Origin of the sequence: Lacihabitans sp. LS3-19, from assembly GCF_024343575.1 — a bacterium.
GTDB lineage: Bacteria > Bacteroidota > Bacteroidia > Cytophagales > Spirosomataceae > Leadbetterella.
This window is the reverse complement of sequence record NZ_RJUA01000019.1, coordinates 1-16,790: the sequence shown is the minus strand read 5'-3', so window position 1 is coordinate 16,790 and position 16,790 is coordinate 1. Positions and strand designations below refer to the sequence as shown.

General features: G+C 32.4%; 16 protein-coding genes and 1 pseudogene. 6 read left to right on the top strand and 11 right to left on the bottom strand.

What is annotated here, in order from left to right; genetic code table 11:
• The first annotated feature begins 27 nt into the window (after positions 1-27).
• Complete coding sequence (locus tag EGI22_RS13200) at positions 28-1,089, top strand: hypothetical protein (RefSeq protein ID WP_255068934.1); 1,062 nt, start codon at positions 28-30, stop codon at positions 1,087-1,089.
• A gap of 7 nt (positions 1,090-1,096) precedes the next feature.
• A complete protein-coding gene (locus EGI22_RS13195) occupies positions 1,097-1,567 on the top strand; it encodes a hypothetical protein (RefSeq protein WP_255068933.1) in 471 nt (156 codons plus the stop codon).
• A gap of 156 nt (positions 1,568-1,723) precedes the next feature.
• On the opposite strand, the gene EGI22_RS13190 is transcribed toward EGI22_RS13195, so the two are convergent.
• Genes EGI22_RS13190 through EGI22_RS13180 form a run of 3 tightly spaced genes read right to left on the bottom strand, consistent with a single transcriptional unit; the run spans position 1,724 to position 4,191 of the window.
• Complete coding sequence (locus EGI22_RS13190) at positions 1,724-2,221, bottom strand: nicotinamide mononucleotide transporter (protein ID WP_255068932.1); 498 nt, start codon at positions 2,219-2,221, stop codon at positions 1,724-1,726.
• A gap of 9 nt (positions 2,222-2,230) precedes the next feature.
• Positions 2,231-3,286 carry a hypothetical protein gene (locus EGI22_RS13185; protein ID WP_255068931.1) on the bottom strand — a complete coding sequence of 352 codons (1,056 nt, stop codon included), beginning with the start codon at positions 3,284-3,286 and terminating at the stop codon, positions 2,231-2,233.
• A gap of 32 nt (positions 3,287-3,318) precedes the next feature.
• Positions 3,319-4,191: a zinc dependent phospholipase C family protein gene (locus tag EGI22_RS13180; RefSeq protein WP_310588155.1), complete on the bottom strand. Its 873-nt coding sequence runs from the start codon at positions 4,189-4,191 to the stop codon at positions 3,319-3,321.
• A 200-nt stretch (positions 4,192-4,391) separates the two neighbouring features.
• On the opposite strand from EGI22_RS13180, the gene EGI22_RS13175 reads away from it, so the two are divergent.
• Positions 4,392-5,909 carry an aldehyde dehydrogenase family protein gene (locus EGI22_RS13175; protein WP_255068929.1) on the top strand — a complete coding sequence of 506 codons (1,518 nt, stop codon included), beginning with the start codon at positions 4,392-4,394 and terminating at the stop codon, positions 5,907-5,909.
• 160 nt (positions 5,910-6,069) lie between these two features.
• Here the strand turns inward: EGI22_RS13175 and EGI22_RS13170 are convergent.
• The 5 genes and pseudogenes from EGI22_RS13170 to EGI22_RS13150 form a co-directional block, all read right to left on the bottom strand.
• Positions 6,070-6,477: pseudogene (locus EGI22_RS13170) on the bottom strand (DUF3050 domain-containing protein); the annotation flags it as partial.
• A gap of 85 nt (positions 6,478-6,562) precedes the next feature.
• Positions 6,563-7,099, bottom strand: coding sequence for a GrpB family protein (locus EGI22_RS13165; protein ID WP_255068928.1), 537 nt, complete (start codon positions 7,097-7,099; stop codon positions 6,563-6,565).
• 136 nt (positions 7,100-7,235) lie between these two features.
• Positions 7,236-7,682, bottom strand: a complete 447-nt coding sequence (locus EGI22_RS13160) for a hydrogenase (RefSeq protein ID WP_255068927.1) — start codon at positions 7,680-7,682, stop codon at positions 7,236-7,238.
• A 410-nt stretch (positions 7,683-8,092) separates the two neighbouring features.
• The gene (locus tag EGI22_RS13155; RefSeq protein ID WP_255068926.1) at positions 8,093-8,284 is read right to left on the bottom strand and encodes a heavy-metal-associated domain-containing protein; all 192 of its coding nucleotides are present in this window, start codon (positions 8,282-8,284) and stop codon (positions 8,093-8,095) included.
• Positions 8,285-8,837: 553 nt separating this feature from the next.
• Positions 8,838-9,383, bottom strand: coding sequence for an SRPBCC domain-containing protein (locus tag EGI22_RS13150; protein WP_255068925.1), 546 nt, complete (start codon positions 9,381-9,383; stop codon positions 8,838-8,840).
• A 1,050-nt stretch (positions 9,384-10,433) separates the two neighbouring features.
• Between EGI22_RS13150 and EGI22_RS13145 the strand changes: the two genes are divergently transcribed.
• Positions 10,434-11,345: an OmpA family protein gene (locus EGI22_RS13145; RefSeq protein WP_255068924.1), complete on the top strand. Its 912-nt coding sequence runs from the start codon at positions 10,434-10,436 to the stop codon at positions 11,343-11,345.
• Between the two features lie 398 nt (positions 11,346-11,743).
• Here the strand turns inward: EGI22_RS13145 and EGI22_RS13140 are convergent, their stop codons facing one another.
• The 3 genes from EGI22_RS13140 to EGI22_RS13130 all read right to left on the bottom strand — a co-directional run bounded on the left by EGI22_RS13140 (position 11,744) and on the right by EGI22_RS13130 (position 15,227).
• The gene (locus tag EGI22_RS13140) at positions 11,744-12,715 is read right to left on the bottom strand and encodes a hypothetical protein (protein ID WP_255068923.1); all 972 of its coding nucleotides are present in this window, start codon (positions 12,713-12,715) and stop codon (positions 11,744-11,746) included.
• 396 nt (positions 12,716-13,111) lie between these two features.
• Positions 13,112-13,963, bottom strand: coding sequence for a penicillin-binding transpeptidase domain-containing protein (locus tag EGI22_RS13135; protein ID WP_255068922.1), 852 nt, complete (start codon positions 13,961-13,963; stop codon positions 13,112-13,114).
• Positions 13,964-14,633: 670 nt separating this feature from the next.
• Positions 14,634-15,227, bottom strand: a complete 594-nt coding sequence (locus EGI22_RS13130; RefSeq protein WP_255068921.1) for a CPBP family intramembrane glutamic endopeptidase — start codon at positions 15,225-15,227, stop codon at positions 14,634-14,636.
• Between the two features lie 470 nt (positions 15,228-15,697).
• Between EGI22_RS13130 and EGI22_RS13125 the strand changes: the two genes are divergently transcribed.
• Both EGI22_RS13125 and EGI22_RS13120 read left to right on the top strand, forming a co-directional pair.
• Positions 15,698-16,585, top strand: coding sequence for a tyrosine-type recombinase/integrase (locus EGI22_RS13125; protein WP_255068920.1), 888 nt, complete (start codon positions 15,698-15,700; stop codon positions 16,583-16,585).
• Positions 16,564-16,790, top strand: a 227-nt coding sequence (locus EGI22_RS13120; RefSeq protein ID WP_255068919.1) for a transposase zinc-binding domain-containing protein, incomplete at its 3' end; no start/stop codon positions are given. The genes EGI22_RS13125 and EGI22_RS13120, both read left to right, overlap by 22 nt.

Sequence of the window (16,790 nt, the reverse complement as noted above, 5' to 3'; positions counted from 1 at the left end):
TAATTATTCACAAAAAAATCAAAAAAAATGAAAAATCAAGCAACAAAAACAACCTCAGTTATCTCTTCTCTCCTAATCATACTTTTCTTTCTAATTTCTTCTTGTGAAAATAATAAAATAGAAAGCCCAAACAATTTGTCTCAGACATCTTTATCTGAAAGCTATTTTGAAGACTTAAAAAAAGAAGATTTTAAACAAGTCCAATATAAGGGTTTAACAGGATTGATTCCAAGAGAATATCCGCTAGAATTATTTTCTTTTGATTCCAAATCTATTCAGAAAATAGTTGAGAATAGGGATTATAAAAGTATTCCTAAAATTAAAGGTATTAAAGGTCAGAATCTTTATGAAATAACTGAATTTGTTAAATCAAGATACCCTAGTTTTGACAATTTTGATGCAGAAATTTATAATGAAATATTTCCTACTTTAACAATTGAAGAAATAAAAAGTAATTCTGAATTAATACTTGAATTTACAGAAAAATTAATAGCTTTTGAAACTATATCAGCATTTAGTCAATTACCAAACGGAAAATTTAATTTTAATGATCATCCCAAAAGTAAATCTTCTAAAAATGGGAGGATTAATTCAGATTTACAAGACATATTTCAATCTGCTTGTGGTGTGGCTGTTTTAGTAATGCATCCACGCATTGATGTAGGTGGAGGCTTTTCTGCAGTTGATGTAGCAAATGAAAAATGTACAAGAGCTTGTTCTACGTGTTCAGGATCTGATGATAAAGTTGATGCTTTAAGGCATGGAATTTGGGGGATTTATTTAGGCAAATATGCCACATATAGATATGGAGATAAATCAAAAGCTTTGGGGATTATTTTGCAGCTTTTGGAATCTCACGAATGTGGTTCATCAGGCTCAGCCCAACAAATGGACTACAAAAACAATTATGTTGCATTACAATTTTATTCTGATGTTGTTGAAATAACGGGGCCTTGGTGGAACAGAAATACTACGATTTATGCTTCAGATGAATTTATAGCAGACCATATAAATAGTCTAGATTATTTTTTGGTTACCCCAAGTCAGATTTGGGATTATAGCTCTTATGAACTAGTTCACTTAATTTAATATGATTATGATAAAGTATAAAGTCCATTTATTCGCATTTATATTAATTTTGCTAAGTAGTTGTAAAGATATTTTTCCAAATAAAAATATAGCAAGTTTTAAAGTGGAAAATGAAAGCGAAAGTGAAATAGAATGGGTAAAAATATATTTACAAGATACTGAAGACAATTCGTTTAAAATTTTAAAAAAGCTAAATGATGTGCTATCAATAAGTAATATTAGTTCTAATTCTAAAACTGAATATGCAAGAATAAATTTAAAAGACTTTTCGGAAACAGGTAAAGGGTTCTATGTGATAAAATATAAATTAGTAAATAGCTCTGATACACTTAATGCAAATGGTGGAATTCGTTATTTAGAATATAAGTGTGTTAATGACATAAGTTTCGCAGGAAAATATTATTCAAATTGTATTATAAAAATTGAGGAAAGCAATAATAAAATTCCGATGGTTTCATATTACCTTTCTTTTAACTAAATAATCAATAAAGACAGGCAAAAATATATTAATGTTTGTCTTTATTCTATTTTTAAATAAAATATTGAATCTTTATTGTTTTTTTTTATACTAACCTATTTATCTAAAACTCAGAGGTACTTCGAATGATTTTTAATGATTTAGTAATGAATAAGTTTAATATAAATTTATTTTTTTTCTGCTAATCGCAAAAACAGCGACCCCAATAGATAAAATTTGCATAGTTGCAAAGAAATATTGTTGCTTAGTATAGGTAAAATAGGCCATCATCAGGTGTCCAATTAACATAATAATCCAGCCTGTAGTTTTGTTTTTTTTAGCTAAAAAATAAATGGCTAGAATAAAATCTACTGAGATTAAAAATTCTAAAAATGTGCTGTTTTTCAGTACGAAATAGAGAAATACTAAAAGCACAAACATTACGGAATACAAGGCTTTTTCGTATTTTAACTCTTGCTCATGATTGATTAGACCGAAAACCAAAATGGCAAAGAAACCAAGTTCGAGGCCAACTAATAAGTAAAGTTTGATTGAAACAAAGTAGGCTATGGCAAAAACGGAAGCTAATAAACCAATTTGCCAACCGGCTTTTTTGTTTAAACTTAGCAAAACTTTGTTGGCGAAATACAAAATAGCGACGATGGCTTGGAGCATTTTTAGAGATTAATTCTCAAATATCGCTTCTTTTTTTATTTCTTTTAAAGCCTCTTCGATTTTTATTTGCCAAGCTATTTGTTTGTCTTTAATGATGCTATGATTGGTTTCAGAGTCATATTGCTCCTGCATGTTATGCGTAGCTCTATAAAATTCCAAATACTCATATTTTATACGGCTAATTAAATCATCTTGCGTAGGTTCTTTGTCAAAAGTCTTTATCTTTTTTAAAAATCGAAGCGAGTTCAAGAAACAAATATCAAAGTGTAGCTGCTCATGGTTAAGCGAGTAGGAGTTTTTGACTTCAGGTTTAGCCCAAGACATATTTTTGTCTGTAAAAACCTTGGGGGTTATTTCGGTATAAATAGTGTAATTTTCCACATAAATCTTACTATCATAACCAAAACTCGAAAATATCGCAGCCCCATATTTCTCACTTGCTCTAAATGGGCCTTGAAAATCATTCCAATTTACTTTACGTTGTTGATAATACACCGTATCAACGGAAGGTTTTGAATACAAAGGTTTTATTATAACTTTCGAATGTGTTGCAAATGCCTCCATTTTGGATTTTGAGTTGGAAACATACTTAATGATAAAGTTCAATCCTCCGTCCAAAACACTAATAAATTGTTTTTCAACATTGGGCAACATGCTCGTTTGACTTGTCCTCGTATATTTGGCAGAATTTCTCGAATTACAGAATTTTGAACTGTCTTTTTCATTTACAAAATAAGCTTCAAAATCATAGGAGATTTTACCATCTATATTTTTTGAAGCGTTGGAATTTTCAACTAGCATCAAGTTTTTGACCAAAATCATTACTTTGACTTTTGCATTCTTATTGCTATTGTATTTTTTGTAGTATTGAAAAATACTCTTTTCTATATTTTCTTTCAGTCCAATTTTTTCTTTTTTGAGATTCGCAACAAAAACATCTCCAAAATAATTGTTTTTTGTTTCAAACTTTACATCAACTATTTCAAAATCAAGGATTTTGATTCCCGAATTATATTTTTCTAAGGAAAAAGTATATTGCCCAAAACACAAATTTTGGAGAAGCATTATGAAAATTAAACAGGCTATTTTTCTCAAAATCAATTATCAGATTCTTTTCTAACATCTAACAAACGTTGTAACCACGATTTCATTACGTCTTGTTCCTCTTTTGGGTCAATTTCTAATTTTGGAATCGCTTTCAAATCAGGCTGCCCAGCGTCAACCCATGCTGTAAACCAAATATCTGATATCATTTTTATGGAAGCCTTCATTTGTCTTTCTACTTGATTATCAAGCATTTTGTGATATTCTGAAGAGAAGTTTCTAGAATATGCTCTTACAGTTATTCCATTTCTTTCTTCTATTGTAAATTTCTTTTCTTCATCCATTTTTTCTGTCAAAAATCTTTCAAATTTCAATACAGAATCCAATGCAGCATTGGCATTCAATACGGATTTCCAAGATCTTTTTTGAATATTGTTTTCATATTCAGCCTTGCCAATAAATAAGTCGTAATCTTTGCTATAAAGTTCCGGCAATCGCGATTCCCAAAATCCATGAATCCCTACTTGGTTGGTTTTCTGGCCGTTATAGTTGCTCGTGGTGTGCAATGGTACATTGGAGTCTGCAATATAATGGCCTAAATCTGTAGCTATTCGCAAAATATCTCGATTGCTTTTTTTGACAAAAGCCTGCGTAAGTTGATAAGTCATTTTTTGGATTTGCCAAGGTACAATGCCATGTGCCATAAGTGAATCTTCTGTGAATTTTTCCACCGCCTGATTCCAATTCAATTTCGGTAAAATCACTTGAACAGAATCAGAATAATCGTCGAGATCTATAAAATGACGAGGAGCTTCACCTACTACGGCATAACGTCTCTGGTCAGGATTTACGGCGTTATCTGTTACATAATCTATATTTTCCTTAAAAAAACCTAACATTTCGGGTGGTAAACTGTAAACTGCCATCCGATTTATTAAACTGTGAGAATAAAATCCCCAAGTAATATTTTCAGAAATAATGTTGGGGAAAAGTAAAGTAAATGCAAAAAATAGGGGTTTAAAATACATATATTGAATGAATTATTTTCAAACCTAAGATTTTATTGGAACATTTTAAAGTGAATGCTATTAAATTAATAAATTTGCATATAAACGTACATCAACAAATGAAAGAAGTATTAGAAAGATTAGGAATAAAAGATAGTAATGCGGGTGTCTCAACAGGCCTTGAGTTTTGGGAAGGAAATGGTGATGAAATAGACTCAGTTTCCCCAACGAATGATACTTTGATAGCCAAAACGCATTTAGGTTCGGCAGAAGATTTTGAAAATGTGCTCTTAAAAGCGACAGAGGCTTTCGCAACATGGAAGACTATTCCAGCACCAAAAAGAGGCGAAATAGTAAGGCAAATGGGTGATGCTTTTCGTAAGAATAAAGACGATTTGGGCCATTTGGTGAGTTACGAAATGGGCAAAAGTCTACAAGAAGGGTTAGGAGAGGTGCAAGAGATTATTGATATATGTGATTTCGCAGTGGGATTGTCTCGTCAATTGTATGGCCTAACCATGCACTCAGAAAGACCCCAGCATCGTATGTACGAACAGTGGCATCCTTTGGGTGTGGTAGGCATTATTTCAGCTTTTAATTTCCCTGTAGCTGTTTGGTCTTGGAACGCCATGTTAGCTTGGGTTTGTGGCGATGTTTGTATTTGGAAACCTTCCGAAAAAACACCTTTGACGGGAATAGCTTGTCAAAATATTATAACAGAGGTTTTAAAAGAAAACAATGTCCCTGAAGGTGTTTCATGTTTAATAATAGGGGATAGGCTTATTGGCGAATTGATGTCAAAAGACCCAAGAATGGCTTTGATATCGGCAACTGGTAGCACAAGGATGGGCAAAGCTGTTGCTCAAAATGTTGCGGCCAGATTGGGTAAAAGTTTGTTAGAATTGGGTGGAAACAATGCGATTATAGTTTCGGAAAATGCAGATTTGAAATTGGCAGTGCCAGCGATAGTTTTTGGAGCTGTGGGAACAGCTGGACAAAGATGTACTTCAACCAGAAGATTGATTGTTCATAATTCACTGAAAGATAGGTTGGTAGAAAGTTTAGTTTCTGCTTATGCTCAAATGAAAATTGGAGATCCATTAGACAAAGCAAATCACATTGGACCATTGATAGATGAGGCAGCCGTCGAGATGTATTTAATTGCCATAACAAGTGCCATGAATGAAGGTGGAATACTGAAATATGGTGGAAATTTACTACCAAATCTTGGTAAATGTTATGTGGAGCCAACAATTATTGAAGTAGATAAACAGATAGAAATAGTTTGTAATGAGACATTTGCACCTATTTTGTATGTTATAGGTTTTGAAACCCTAGATGAAGCTATCAGCTTACAAAACGCTGTACCACAAGGATTGTCTTCGGCTATTTTTACAAACAATATGCAGGAATCTGAATGGTTTTTATCTAACCAAGGTTCTGACTGCGGCATTGCAAATGTTAATATCGGAACTTCTGGAGCCGAAATTGGCGGTGCTTTTGGAGGTGAAAAAGAAACTGGCGGTGGCAGAGAAAGTGGCTCAGATGCCTGGAAAGCCTATATGCGTAGACAAACCAATACCATAAATTACGGTAAAACATTGCCTTTGGCTCAGGGGATTAAGTTTGATTTTTGAGTTTTTTGTGGTGGATGGCACGCTGATGACGCCGATTCTTCGAAACGCAGATTTGCACGGATTTTTTTATTGTTTGTTATTGAAAAACGGATGTTTGACAGCACGGATTAATACAGATTTTTTTCTTAAAGCAGAGTCTTTGTTAGGGACTCTGCAATTTTTAGTTTAGGACTAAGGTGTTTTTACTTTTAATTATTTGATTATAAGCCCCGTCCCAAAGTTCGATTCTTTTTTGTAATGACTCAATTGTTTCTTTTTCAGCTTCATCCCAAAACGCTTGGTTGTAGCCGCAAAAATTAGATGTCATCTGTAAAGCCAAGTGGCTATGATGGTCACTATCAACTTCGATATGTCTTTCGAGGTAATACTTAAAGATTGAGATACTATCGGGAAATCTTTTATGAATGTCATTTACGATAGAAACAAACATTTCAGGTATTAAATCTTCTCGTCCAAATGTAAATATGGCAGATTGCAAATAGTCTTTATTGCTTTCTATGAAATTAAAAGTGAAATCTACGAATTCTTTTGCTTCTATTGGTGTATTTGCATTTTCGTAAGCAGTGTTAAAATCATTCGAATTAAGTCTGGGCTACTATCTCAAACAATTATGAACCTTTCAGAGGTCTGAACGAAAAGGTTAATAGAAAACCTTAAGTGTTTGAAGTTCTTTTTTCTTCTGCTATGATAGTGTCGATGAAATCATTTACATAAAGCTCTTTCAGATCGGCATATATTTTTCTATCCTGTTTGGCTTTTTCTGCCAATTCATATTTCATTTCCTGATATTTTAGTCTTGCCCATTCATTTTTTCTTAAAAAATTACGAGATAAAATGTGCCTTTCTAATGGTTTACTATTTATAGGACATATATAAAGATGATGCTTTACATTGTCTAATATTTCATTAGTAGAGCTACTATTCCTTTTAAACACTTCTCGGTCCACAATTCCCTGATTACCATTATGATAATATCCAGCTTTTTCAAGAGCTAATTTTATTTGTTCGAACTCTAAGGATCTTGAATAGATAATGTCAATATCGATAATTGGTTTTGAGTCCAAATTTGGTACAGAAGTACTTCCAACATGTTCGATACTAAATTCTAGGTCTTGGAGCCAAATGGAGATTTCATTTTTAAGGTTTTCAAAGTCTTTAATCCATTTGGATGTGTATTTTTCTATTAGCATTCTGTTTTTTAGAATTTGTATAAATCTTTTATCGATATACTTATAGACGAGATTAAACCATTGTTTTATTATAAAGACTAAACATATATTTCCCCTAAAGGATGTTAGAACCAAATTAGAGAAGAAGTACTATTAATCATGAGGATTGTTTTATGAATTTATAAAGTCCAGATAACACAAGAATACAAACAACGACCATTGCAATAGCGAGCGTAATAAGTAAAAAAGATATTAATCCTTCAACTGGAAAGTTACCTTCTTTTCCACCTGCAATTGGCATCATTTTTCCAGCTCCCGTTATAGCACCCAGTGTTACTGCTAAAAAATTTGCAAACGAACTGTAAATAGACAACCAAAACGTAATTTTTAACCACTTACCTTGTAATGAAATTTTGCTCCATATAAGTCCCAAAATAACCAAAAACATTCCATTCATTGTCCCTTCTAGATGGGCAGAAAGTCCCATTCTTTGATTTACCATTATAGGAATACAGAAGGCAATGAGTAGTCCAAATAAAAACAAAAGTATTCCAAAAAATATGAGCCAGTTAGCGTACTGCAAGGTCTTAGTGTTGTTTTCCATGGTTGTTTATTTTTAAATGCTTAATTTTTTCTTTTGGAGCATATTACGTTTCAAGCTTTTAGATAAATGTTTTAAACTAAAAATTTTGGCGATTTCAAAGTACCAAAATGTCGAGCCATAGTGAAATTGATACGAAACTTTATCCCAATTATATCGGAATCATTTAACCATTGTTCCACCACTTTTAATAAAGTATTAAGCAAACCCAAACACTCCTTAACTCAAAAATACAAATAAACTCCAAATGTGCAAAACAGTGCATTTTAAAATATTTAGTAATAAAAAGATTAGCTTTATTAGCAAGGTGATTTTTTTAAAGATAGTAAGTCTAGTAAAAGATGGAGTAATAATATTGCTGAGAAACAATAAGTTAGCAATTAAAACTTGAATACTGGCAGAAACTTATGTATTTAGATAGAAGCAGTCTCTTTAATAGTATAATGCCCTGATTTGCTAAGTCGGGCTTGTAATTCACTTACGTCAATCAATTTGCTCATGGTAATAATTGCAGATTGTGGATGCAGATACACTTCTGCTTCTTCAACATTTGGGATTTGTAGCAATGCTTGCTTTACGCTGTTTACACACCCACCGCAACTCATACCTGCTAATTCATATTTCTTTTTCATGTTGTATAATTATTTTTTAAATGACTTTGCTTGCCGCTTATTTCCTTTTTTTGGATCTAAACATCCATCCAACCATTATGACCAAACATATTATTATAAAGAACCACCCAAAAAGGTGCATTCCCCAAAATGAGTTAGTGTCATATCCATGCATCATCGTTTTGTTATTTAATTGAAAAGAAAGCTCTTGTATACAAAGGTGGTTGCTTTTTGAAATTAAATTCTTACACTATTATTTAATAAAATTGTATTATTCACACATTTATTAATTGCCTTTTTACTGTTTCTGCCAAATAATAGTTTTAAAACTTGAAAGGAAGACGTGGTAATCTGTATCATGACAGGCTGTATGCCATAGTTTGTCAATTGCAATTCTTATGCAAGCTTTGCTTTATTCAAGCGACCTTTGCGTCTTTTAATTTGCTATTATATGAGTAGGTTTTTAAGGCTTTTCTTTGAGTAATTTGCCATTTATAGGAAGAAATGAATTTTACTTATAGGGCTTTGGTCAAAATCGTGTGAATTTTTATTTGTAATTATTTAGTAGTTCTTTGTATGTCCATTCGTTGCCTTTTACAAAAAAATCATAGACTTTGTCCCAATCAGTTCCTTCTCCCCAACCTATCATAGATGAAACTATTTTTGTTTGCTTGTCGTCAACTTTTATAAATTGAATAACTTCTTGAAGATTTTCATCGCTCTCTCTTACACTTTTTACAAAGTGATCGTTAAGGATAACTTTCAATACAAGAATTTCCTTGTCTATAAAGCTTGTGATTGGTAATTTAATTGAGCTGCTGTCTGACAGATTTTTTGATTCGTCGTAGTTTGTAACAATATAGCCACCTGCTTTCAATTCTATATGTGCTAACGGTGCAATCCATTTTTTTAATTTTTCGTCAGTTGTGAAAAGTCTCCAGGCATCATTTAAGCTTACTGGTAGAACACATTCAATTCGCAAAACCTTTTCGCCTGATTGGTTTTTGTAAGAAGTGTTTTTTAGTGATTGACTATGAGCCGTTAAAGTCCCATAAAAAAAGATTAATAAAGCAATACATTTATTTACAGTCATAATAAGGTTGATTTATTTTAAAGTTAAATTTTTTGTAAGTATACTAAAAGTATGTTTTTGCATTTCACCTAATAAGGCTATTTCTATTCCTTTTTCTCAAAGGTAGAAAACCATCCTAATAATACTTTCCGATATTCATATTAAAAGCATTGATTGATAGTGCTTTGTATTTGTTTTAGTAGGAAGAAATGTTTTTCAAAACTGTCTGAATCGTAAATAGATAAAACAAACCCTCTACCAAAAATAAAAATTCTTTCCGTCTTTTTCAGAAATATCAAAAAATAAAAATTCAAATCCCTGTAAAAACCACACTCAAAAAGCATTTGAAACTTGACGAAAACCCTAAAGGTTAATTTATCTAAAGGATTGTATGGAGGAATATCAGTATTAATAAAAAGCAAAAAAAAGCAATTAAAACCTTTCTGCTATCTTAACTATGGTGGCACCATAATAAAGTGGTGCCTTCATTAAATGAATACATTTGATATATTACTTAGTGTAATATAAAATAAAAATAAGCTTGGATTTTATCCAAAAGAAGTCTTAGTTGACAAAATAGATTGCATCAGAGACAAAATGATTACGTGTGTCTAAAGTTTTTAATATTTCAAATGGTTCTGAAGTACGATTTAATCTCTCATAAGTATTAGCATCGTGAATGGTAGAAAATATTGGCTGAAATAATTTGAATATGAAACCATTTATAGACCTCAGTGAATCTAAAAATAAAGAATTTCTAAAAATATTGTGTTATTACGCTGCTAACAATAACAATAAATTAAATGCCAAAGCATTCAAGTAGCTATTAAGTTTTTACAGTAAAAACTTATTCCTACACGACTTGAAAATAAATAATTGATAATAGTTTTAGGAATTTGAAAATTACGTGACGGTTGGCAGAAATCTTCTTTCCGTGTTTTAGCAAAAATCATAAATGTGTGAATCTTACAAATATTCAAAAAAATTATATAACACTATATTTGCTTAAAAGTCAGAGCTTTACACCTAAATTATAAATAAACGTATATAAATTTAAAAATTATGAAAAATATGAAACCTCCTTTCATGTATTATTTAATGGTGCTTATTGGTATTTCTTTGGCCTCTTGTGTATCACAGAAAAAAATGACTGCACAAATCCAAAAGACTGAACAATGTGAGAATAACCTGCAAACTTGTAATAATGACTTTATGCTCTACAAAGACCGTATGAGCAAAGAACAATTTGAATCCAATAATCAGATAATCGTTGTTAGAAGTTTTTTAAATGATAGAGAGCAACAAATCAGAGATTTAGAGGTACAATTGGTTGACGCAAGAAACTTGCGAGATAGACAATTGGATGCTGTAGGTAATCTTACGGTATTATCAAAAGAAGCCAATGCCAATATCGAAAAAACTTTATCTCAAATGGCAGAAAAAGACAAGTACATCTATATGCTACATGCAGCCCGTACCAAAACCGACTCTATAAATTTAGCTTTGGCACTGAATTTAACAAGTGTACTGAGAAACGGCATCGAAGATAAGGATATTGACGTAAAAGTGGATAAAACGGTAGTGATGATAAATATTTCTGACAAAATGCTTTTTAGCTCTGGAAGTTCAAAAATTTCGCCGTCGGCCAATAGCGTTTTGGAAAAAATCGCCTTGATTGTAAAGTCCAGACCGGAGCTAGAGGTAATGGTAGAAGGCTACACCGACAATGTAAGTATCAATACGGAATGTATTATTGACAATTGGGATTTGAGTGCAAAGAGGGCTACTTCAGTTGTAAGGACAATGCAAGAGAGTTTTGGAATTGACCCTAACAAGTTAATAGCGGCAGGTAGAGGAGAATATAATATTTTGACTTCTAACCTTTCTGCAGAAGGCCGAACCAAAAACAGACGTACCCGTATTATTTTAATGCCAAAATTAGCTCAATTCTATGACTTATTAAATCCTAATTTGAATCAATAGGTCTGATTTAAATTACAGCTATACGATGAGAAAAATACTATTTTTTATTGAAAATATGGCTCATGAAAATATTGAATGAGGGTATTACTAGAGAGTTTCAATAAAACGCAGACTAATTTTAAGTAATGAAAGATTAAAGCGTAAGTAAAGTTTATAGAAGAACAAGCAATATTAGTTATTAATAGATTAGAATATTTCGCCAAATCGCTTTTACCATTTTGAGTAAAGGCGATTTTTTTTTAATTTCTTTTAAATATCCATGAAAAATTGTTTCATTTTCAAAAAATATCGATTGTACTAATCCTCACCAACTTAAAACGTGCAAAGGTGAGCTGCTATTGAATATATTTCAGAAATATAATTCCATACTAGATATTCCGGTTTCTTTGCTAAAGGTTTTAATAAAAATATCCACTTTTAAGAACAAATCTATCCCAATCATTCACTTCGATTATGTCTTTAATCGCTTTCTTTTTATTTTTTGACTTATTAAAATAAGATTTACAAACTTGATAGCCAAGGTAATAACCTATTTGTGGTATATTATATTTGGGATGAATACCTTTGAAATAGGGATTGAAATTATCATCGGATAAAAATTGTTGCCAAAGCTTTTCTTCATTTGCAGAGCAGAATTCAAGTTGTTGTTTACTGAAAACACTAGCCTTGAAATTAAACAAATAATCTGTCACAAAAGACGCACCCCCTTCACTAAGCAAAGGAATAAATTTAATAGTCCCATTAAAATTTTTACCAAAAGCAATTGGATCTATTGGTTTGAATTGGCTTAAGTGAACCAATTCATGCGTAATTGTTTCATCAATTTTTGGCAAATCTCCTTTACATTCTCCAAAGTAGCTAAGAAGACGCTGATCAAGTTCAGAAAGGTCGAAGCCGTTTGAGCAGGCAGTTACTTCAATACCAATATACTGACCGGAAAAAAGAGATTGCCCACCATCATCCATAAAACCTATGCAAATGGCATTAGGCCTTAGCTTTGCAGTAGGATATACCCTTTTCAGTCGCTTATATGCATTTTCTATTTTTGCAATTTGACTTGGATCTGAAAAAATTTCACTGTACTTAATTACCGAAGCGTAATATTTTGGATAATGATCAAGGGCATAAAAATACCTTTCAGCAATCTGTTCTTTTGATATTTTTTTTCCTGATAAGTACTCTTGAAATACTGGTGACGCCTTATTTAGTAAATTTTGAGTGATAATATCTAGGCTGTCCGATTTACTTGTAGAATTTGATAGTAGATTATATGCCTTTTTGAAATTTTCTAAATCTGATGTTATAAGATTCTGGGCCAATGTTGAACCGAAACTTATTAATAATATTAACGTAATTATTTTACCTTTCAAAATGCTATTGTTTAATGATTTGTTTTAAACCTTAGTGCGTTATTTATAAATTCTTATTAAAGTTTTTCCTCCAAGTTGATTATCAAGTACTTGTAGTGTTTAATTCGACATTAGTATGACCAAATATATCTCCCGACAAATATCGGGATGTTTTTGAATTCTTTTGACCAAGCCTAGTTTTCTTTTTTGATCTAAAAATAAATAGCCTTCGGGGTTTATGTATCTGGTGCCTTTTGTTACCAAATTCCATACTATAACTGCCAATTTTCGTGCTGTAGCACTTATAGGTGATTAATTTATCTTGAATTTTTTTTGATAAAAATGAAATATAAATAAAAATTAGCAAGTTAAATTTGCCTGCTACCCCAACGATGCTGGCACCCTTGTAGATTGGATTTATATGTAACCCAAATCATTGAATATTCTCATCGTAATTTTTTTTCTGCAACTCCCAAAATCAGCTCTATTATATTTTCTGTCTTGAAGTAAACGTGTTGCAAAGAAATAAACATTTTTATTTGCTTCCATATATCCTACCCACCAACCTGTATTGGTGTTGTTTTCTCTAGTCCAACCTGTTTTAGATCTTATGGTGAAATTATCGTTTTCTTCGCTAATCAATACCCTTTTTACAATTTCAATATTTTTCTTAGAAAATGGTAATTTACCTTCATAGAGATTCTTTAGAAATTCTACTTGATTGATTGGTGAAATTTCAAAACTTCCAAAATTCCAAAAATCATCGTCCTTTTCGTCAAGATTCAGATTTCCATAATGACAAGCGGTTAAATACTTTTGGTAGTTTTCCTTTCCGATTTTTTTTGCTAACTCTACAAAAACCCAACCTGCCGAAACTTCAAATGCCTCCTTGACAGGCATATTGTGATAGATTTCTGGCCTGTAACCATATTTAACGGTGTCGGTTTTACCAATCCATTTTACAATTTCGTTTTCGTCTTTTATAGCATTGGTTTCTAAAGCAATAAGCAAATTAATGATTTTGAAAGTAGATGCTGGTAAACTTTCTTTCAACACATTTCCAGTGTCCGACAATATCCATTGTTGATTATTTTTGTCGAAAATAGCAATGGCACCATCAACACCACAGGAATCAAAGTATTTTTTAAATGCATCGTGTACTATAAAATTACCGTTTCTATTTGGATTAAAAGAGGTGTTGCTATTCTGTTGAGGAGAACAAGAGAAAATTACAATAATAACACTAAATTGTAAAATTAGATTTTTCACTTTATTACATTTGGGATAGAATTTCAATACAGTCCTTAATTTTCCGCTGACGATTACCCAAAATTAGGAAAACCTTCTAAAATCGTACATCGATTTAAGAATAACTCTGTACTAAAACTTTTTAAGGGAGGCTACCTTATTTAGGATTCAATTTTAAAGGTCTGAATGTTAAATTACGAGTAAGAGTCTAATAATAAAAGCATTAAGTTTATTTCAAAAATGAAATTTCTTTCCGTCTTTTTCAGAAATGTCAAAAAATAAAAATGCGAATCCGAGTAAAAAGAATGCTCAAAAAGTATTTAAAAGTTGATTAAAAACTCGTAGGTGCGGGAAAAATGGCATTTATAAGTTAAAAAACGGTGTGACATACTCTAAATGAACAGTTTAATTTGGAAAGCTTTTGGAAGGTTCTATTCTAAATGCATAAATGATTCATAGTAATTATAAGTCGATGGCAAAAGTTTGGAACAATCTCTTCTTTCATTGAATTTGTTCAATTTAGATCAAAAATTAGGTGTTTTTTTAAGTTATAAAACAGATAGGATTACACCAAAAATCCAGTTTAATCTTGAAAGTTTATGGGAGGTTTCTTTCGAAATGTTTGAACGCATTATATTGTGCTGAACGAAACCTTCATGTTAGAATCTGTTATTATTTTTTCCTTCTATTTTTAAAGCAAATAAAATATACTGTAAATCATTCCCAAATTAAATCCTGCGTGGCAAAATATTGCCCCTAACAATGAGCCAGATAGTTTTTTCATTTTGAAGAAAAGAATGCTCACGAGAAACATACTTGTTACCCATAATATTGCTGGAATAATGTAAAAATTCCAGCTGCCGTTTATAAATACCAAGCCAAAATGGGCAATGTGGGTTATGGCAAAAGCTGAACTGTCAATGATGGATGCTTTTTTATCTCCAATGGATTTTGCAAAACTGCCTTGAACAATACCCCTAAAAAATAGTTCTTCACCAATTGGACTGAAAATCATGCCTGTTGATGCCATTATCGAGAACAGCAAAAGTTTATCGTTTGCAGTAATGACTTCTGGAATATTATATGATGTGCCAATGTATTTGTACCAATTTTGAAATGAACTTTTAAAGAGCTCAATTCCAAGATAGTAGAGGAATAGGCTAAAAACAATTCCAAAAATGAATGCTGTGGCTATTGTGCCAATTCTCTTAGTCTTTTTAAATCCAACAGTCTCTCTTCCGAACTTACTTAAAAAAATAAAAGGAATCAAAGCGGATAAAAACATTATTGCACCAATCGGGCCATAATTCCCTGTTTAATTTGCTTTAAGAACCAATAAAAATCTCGGACAAGAGATTATTATAATTAGGAAAAGTCCAAATTTCCAATCAAACTTAAAGTATTTACTCCAAAAAGGTTTTAGCTCATTTCTTGTCATTTTTGCTTTTTTGAAAGGTTTTAATTAAAATGCAGCTGACCGGTGGCGGTATGGCCAGTAAGGGATTGCGGAGCGACGTTCCTATCAACCGAGACGAAAGATTGATGCGGGTGAAGACCTTCGTATACCACTGAAACCCTTATTGGCTATACCGCGTGTTGAACTAAACCTTCGGTAGTTTTTGGCATGATATTGATTGAAATACTAGATTTAAACCAATTAAATTTTATAATCATGACACCAAAAAAAAGCCTGAAGAGCTGGGACAACACACTTTAATTGCTCAAGCTGACAATGAAATTAAGGGATTCAAAGAATTGAACCAAAAGTTTGAGAAGAAACTTTCGATATTAGGTCGAAGTCGGAGTACTTATCTCAACTATATCAGGCATTTAGCTAAGATTGCACTGCATTTTAAATGTATTCCTACCGAACTTGATGAAGACCAACTAACGGACTATCTCAACCTCGTACAAGAAGAGCATAAAACACCCTCCGAGAGTTATTTTAAATTTACAATTTACGGCTTGAGATTGCTTTTTAAAATAGAAGGCATTAAGCCGATAGATATGGGATTGCCCAGTATTAAGAAAGACAAAAAGCTTCCTGTCGTGCTTAGTAAAGAAGAAATTTGGCGGCTACTAAATGCACCTGATTTATTGAAGCATAGAATCTTGATCGGCCTTTTGTACGGCTGCGGTCTTCGTTGTTTTGAATCAAGGAATGTCCGATTGAGAGATTTGGATTTTGATCGTAAAATGCTCCATGTTTATCAAGGAAAGGGTAAAAAAGACAGGTATGTTCCGCTTAGTGAGCATCTTATTAGGGGTCTGAAGAAGTATATTGGAGCCGAAAATCCTGTAGATTGGGTCTTTAATGGTCAGCCCTTGGAGAATCGCAAAGGTGGCGATTTTGATAGCCGATATTCACAAAAAGGAGTACAATGGGCAGTAAGACAGGCAGCCAAAAAAGCTGGAATAGTTAAACACGTAAACGTACATACGCTCAGACATACTTATGCGACACATTTGCTCGAAGATGGCACAGATATCGTAACGCTGAAAGGGCTACTCGGTCATGAAAGTATCGAGACCACGATGATTTATCTACACGTAGCCCAAAGTGGTAGAGTAAAACCTTTTAGTCCTTTAGATACGCTTTTTGCTGAATACTGCCCAGTAGTATGCAATCCAAGTGGGAAGTAGCCGATATACTATATCGCTTGGGTGAAAAGGTAGAAGATATAGGAATAAATACATGGCAATTACGCACCCTATCGGCCATAAAACGTTGCCGAACCGCAGCCTTGGGTGGCCATATAGATGCCTGTGATAGTTGTGGCAATATTAGCCTAAGTTATAACTCCTGTCGAAATCGACACTGCCCCAAGTGTCAGGGCGAGAAACGGGA

Excerpts from the sequence above, each read along its gene's own strand:
- EGI22_RS13200 (WP_255068934.1), top strand. The coding sequence starts at position 28 with ATGAAAAATCAAGCAACAAAAACAACCTCAGTTATCTCTTCTCTCCTA.
- EGI22_RS13195 (WP_255068933.1), top strand. The coding sequence starts at position 1,097 with ATGATAAAGTATAAAGTCCATTTATTCGCATTTATATTAATTTTGCTA.
- EGI22_RS13190 (WP_255068932.1), bottom strand. The coding sequence starts at position 2,221 with ATGCTCCAAGCCATCGTCGCTATTTTGTATTTCGCCAACAAAGTTTTG.
- EGI22_RS13185 (WP_255068931.1), bottom strand. The coding sequence starts at position 3,286 with ATGCTTCTCCAAAATTTGTGTTTTGGGCAATATACTTTTTCCTTAGAA.
- EGI22_RS13180 (WP_310588155.1), bottom strand. The coding sequence starts at position 4,191 with ATGGCAGTTTACAGTTTACCACCCGAAATGTTAGGTTTTTTTAAGGAA.
- EGI22_RS13175 (WP_255068929.1), top strand. The coding sequence starts at position 4,392 with ATGAAAGAAGTATTAGAAAGATTAGGAATAAAAGATAGTAATGCGGGT.
- EGI22_RS13165 (WP_255068928.1), bottom strand. The coding sequence starts at position 7,099 with ATGCTAATAGAAAAATACACATCCAAATGGATTAAAGACTTTGAAAAC.
- EGI22_RS13160 (WP_255068927.1), bottom strand. The coding sequence starts at position 7,682 with ATGGAAAACAACACTAAGACCTTGCAGTACGCTAACTGGCTCATATTT.
- EGI22_RS13155 (WP_255068926.1), bottom strand. The coding sequence starts at position 8,284 with ATGAGTTGCGGTGGGTGTGTAAACAGCGTAAAGCAAGCATTGCTACAA.
- EGI22_RS13150 (WP_255068925.1), bottom strand. The coding sequence starts at position 9,383 with ATGACTGTAAATAAATGTATTGCTTTATTAATCTTTTTTTATGGGACT.
- EGI22_RS13145 (WP_255068924.1), top strand. The coding sequence starts at position 10,434 with ATGAAACCTCCTTTCATGTATTATTTAATGGTGCTTATTGGTATTTCT.
- EGI22_RS13130 (WP_255068921.1), bottom strand. The coding sequence starts at position 15,227 with ATGTTTTTATCCGCTTTGATTCCTTTTATTTTTTTAAGTAAGTTCGGA.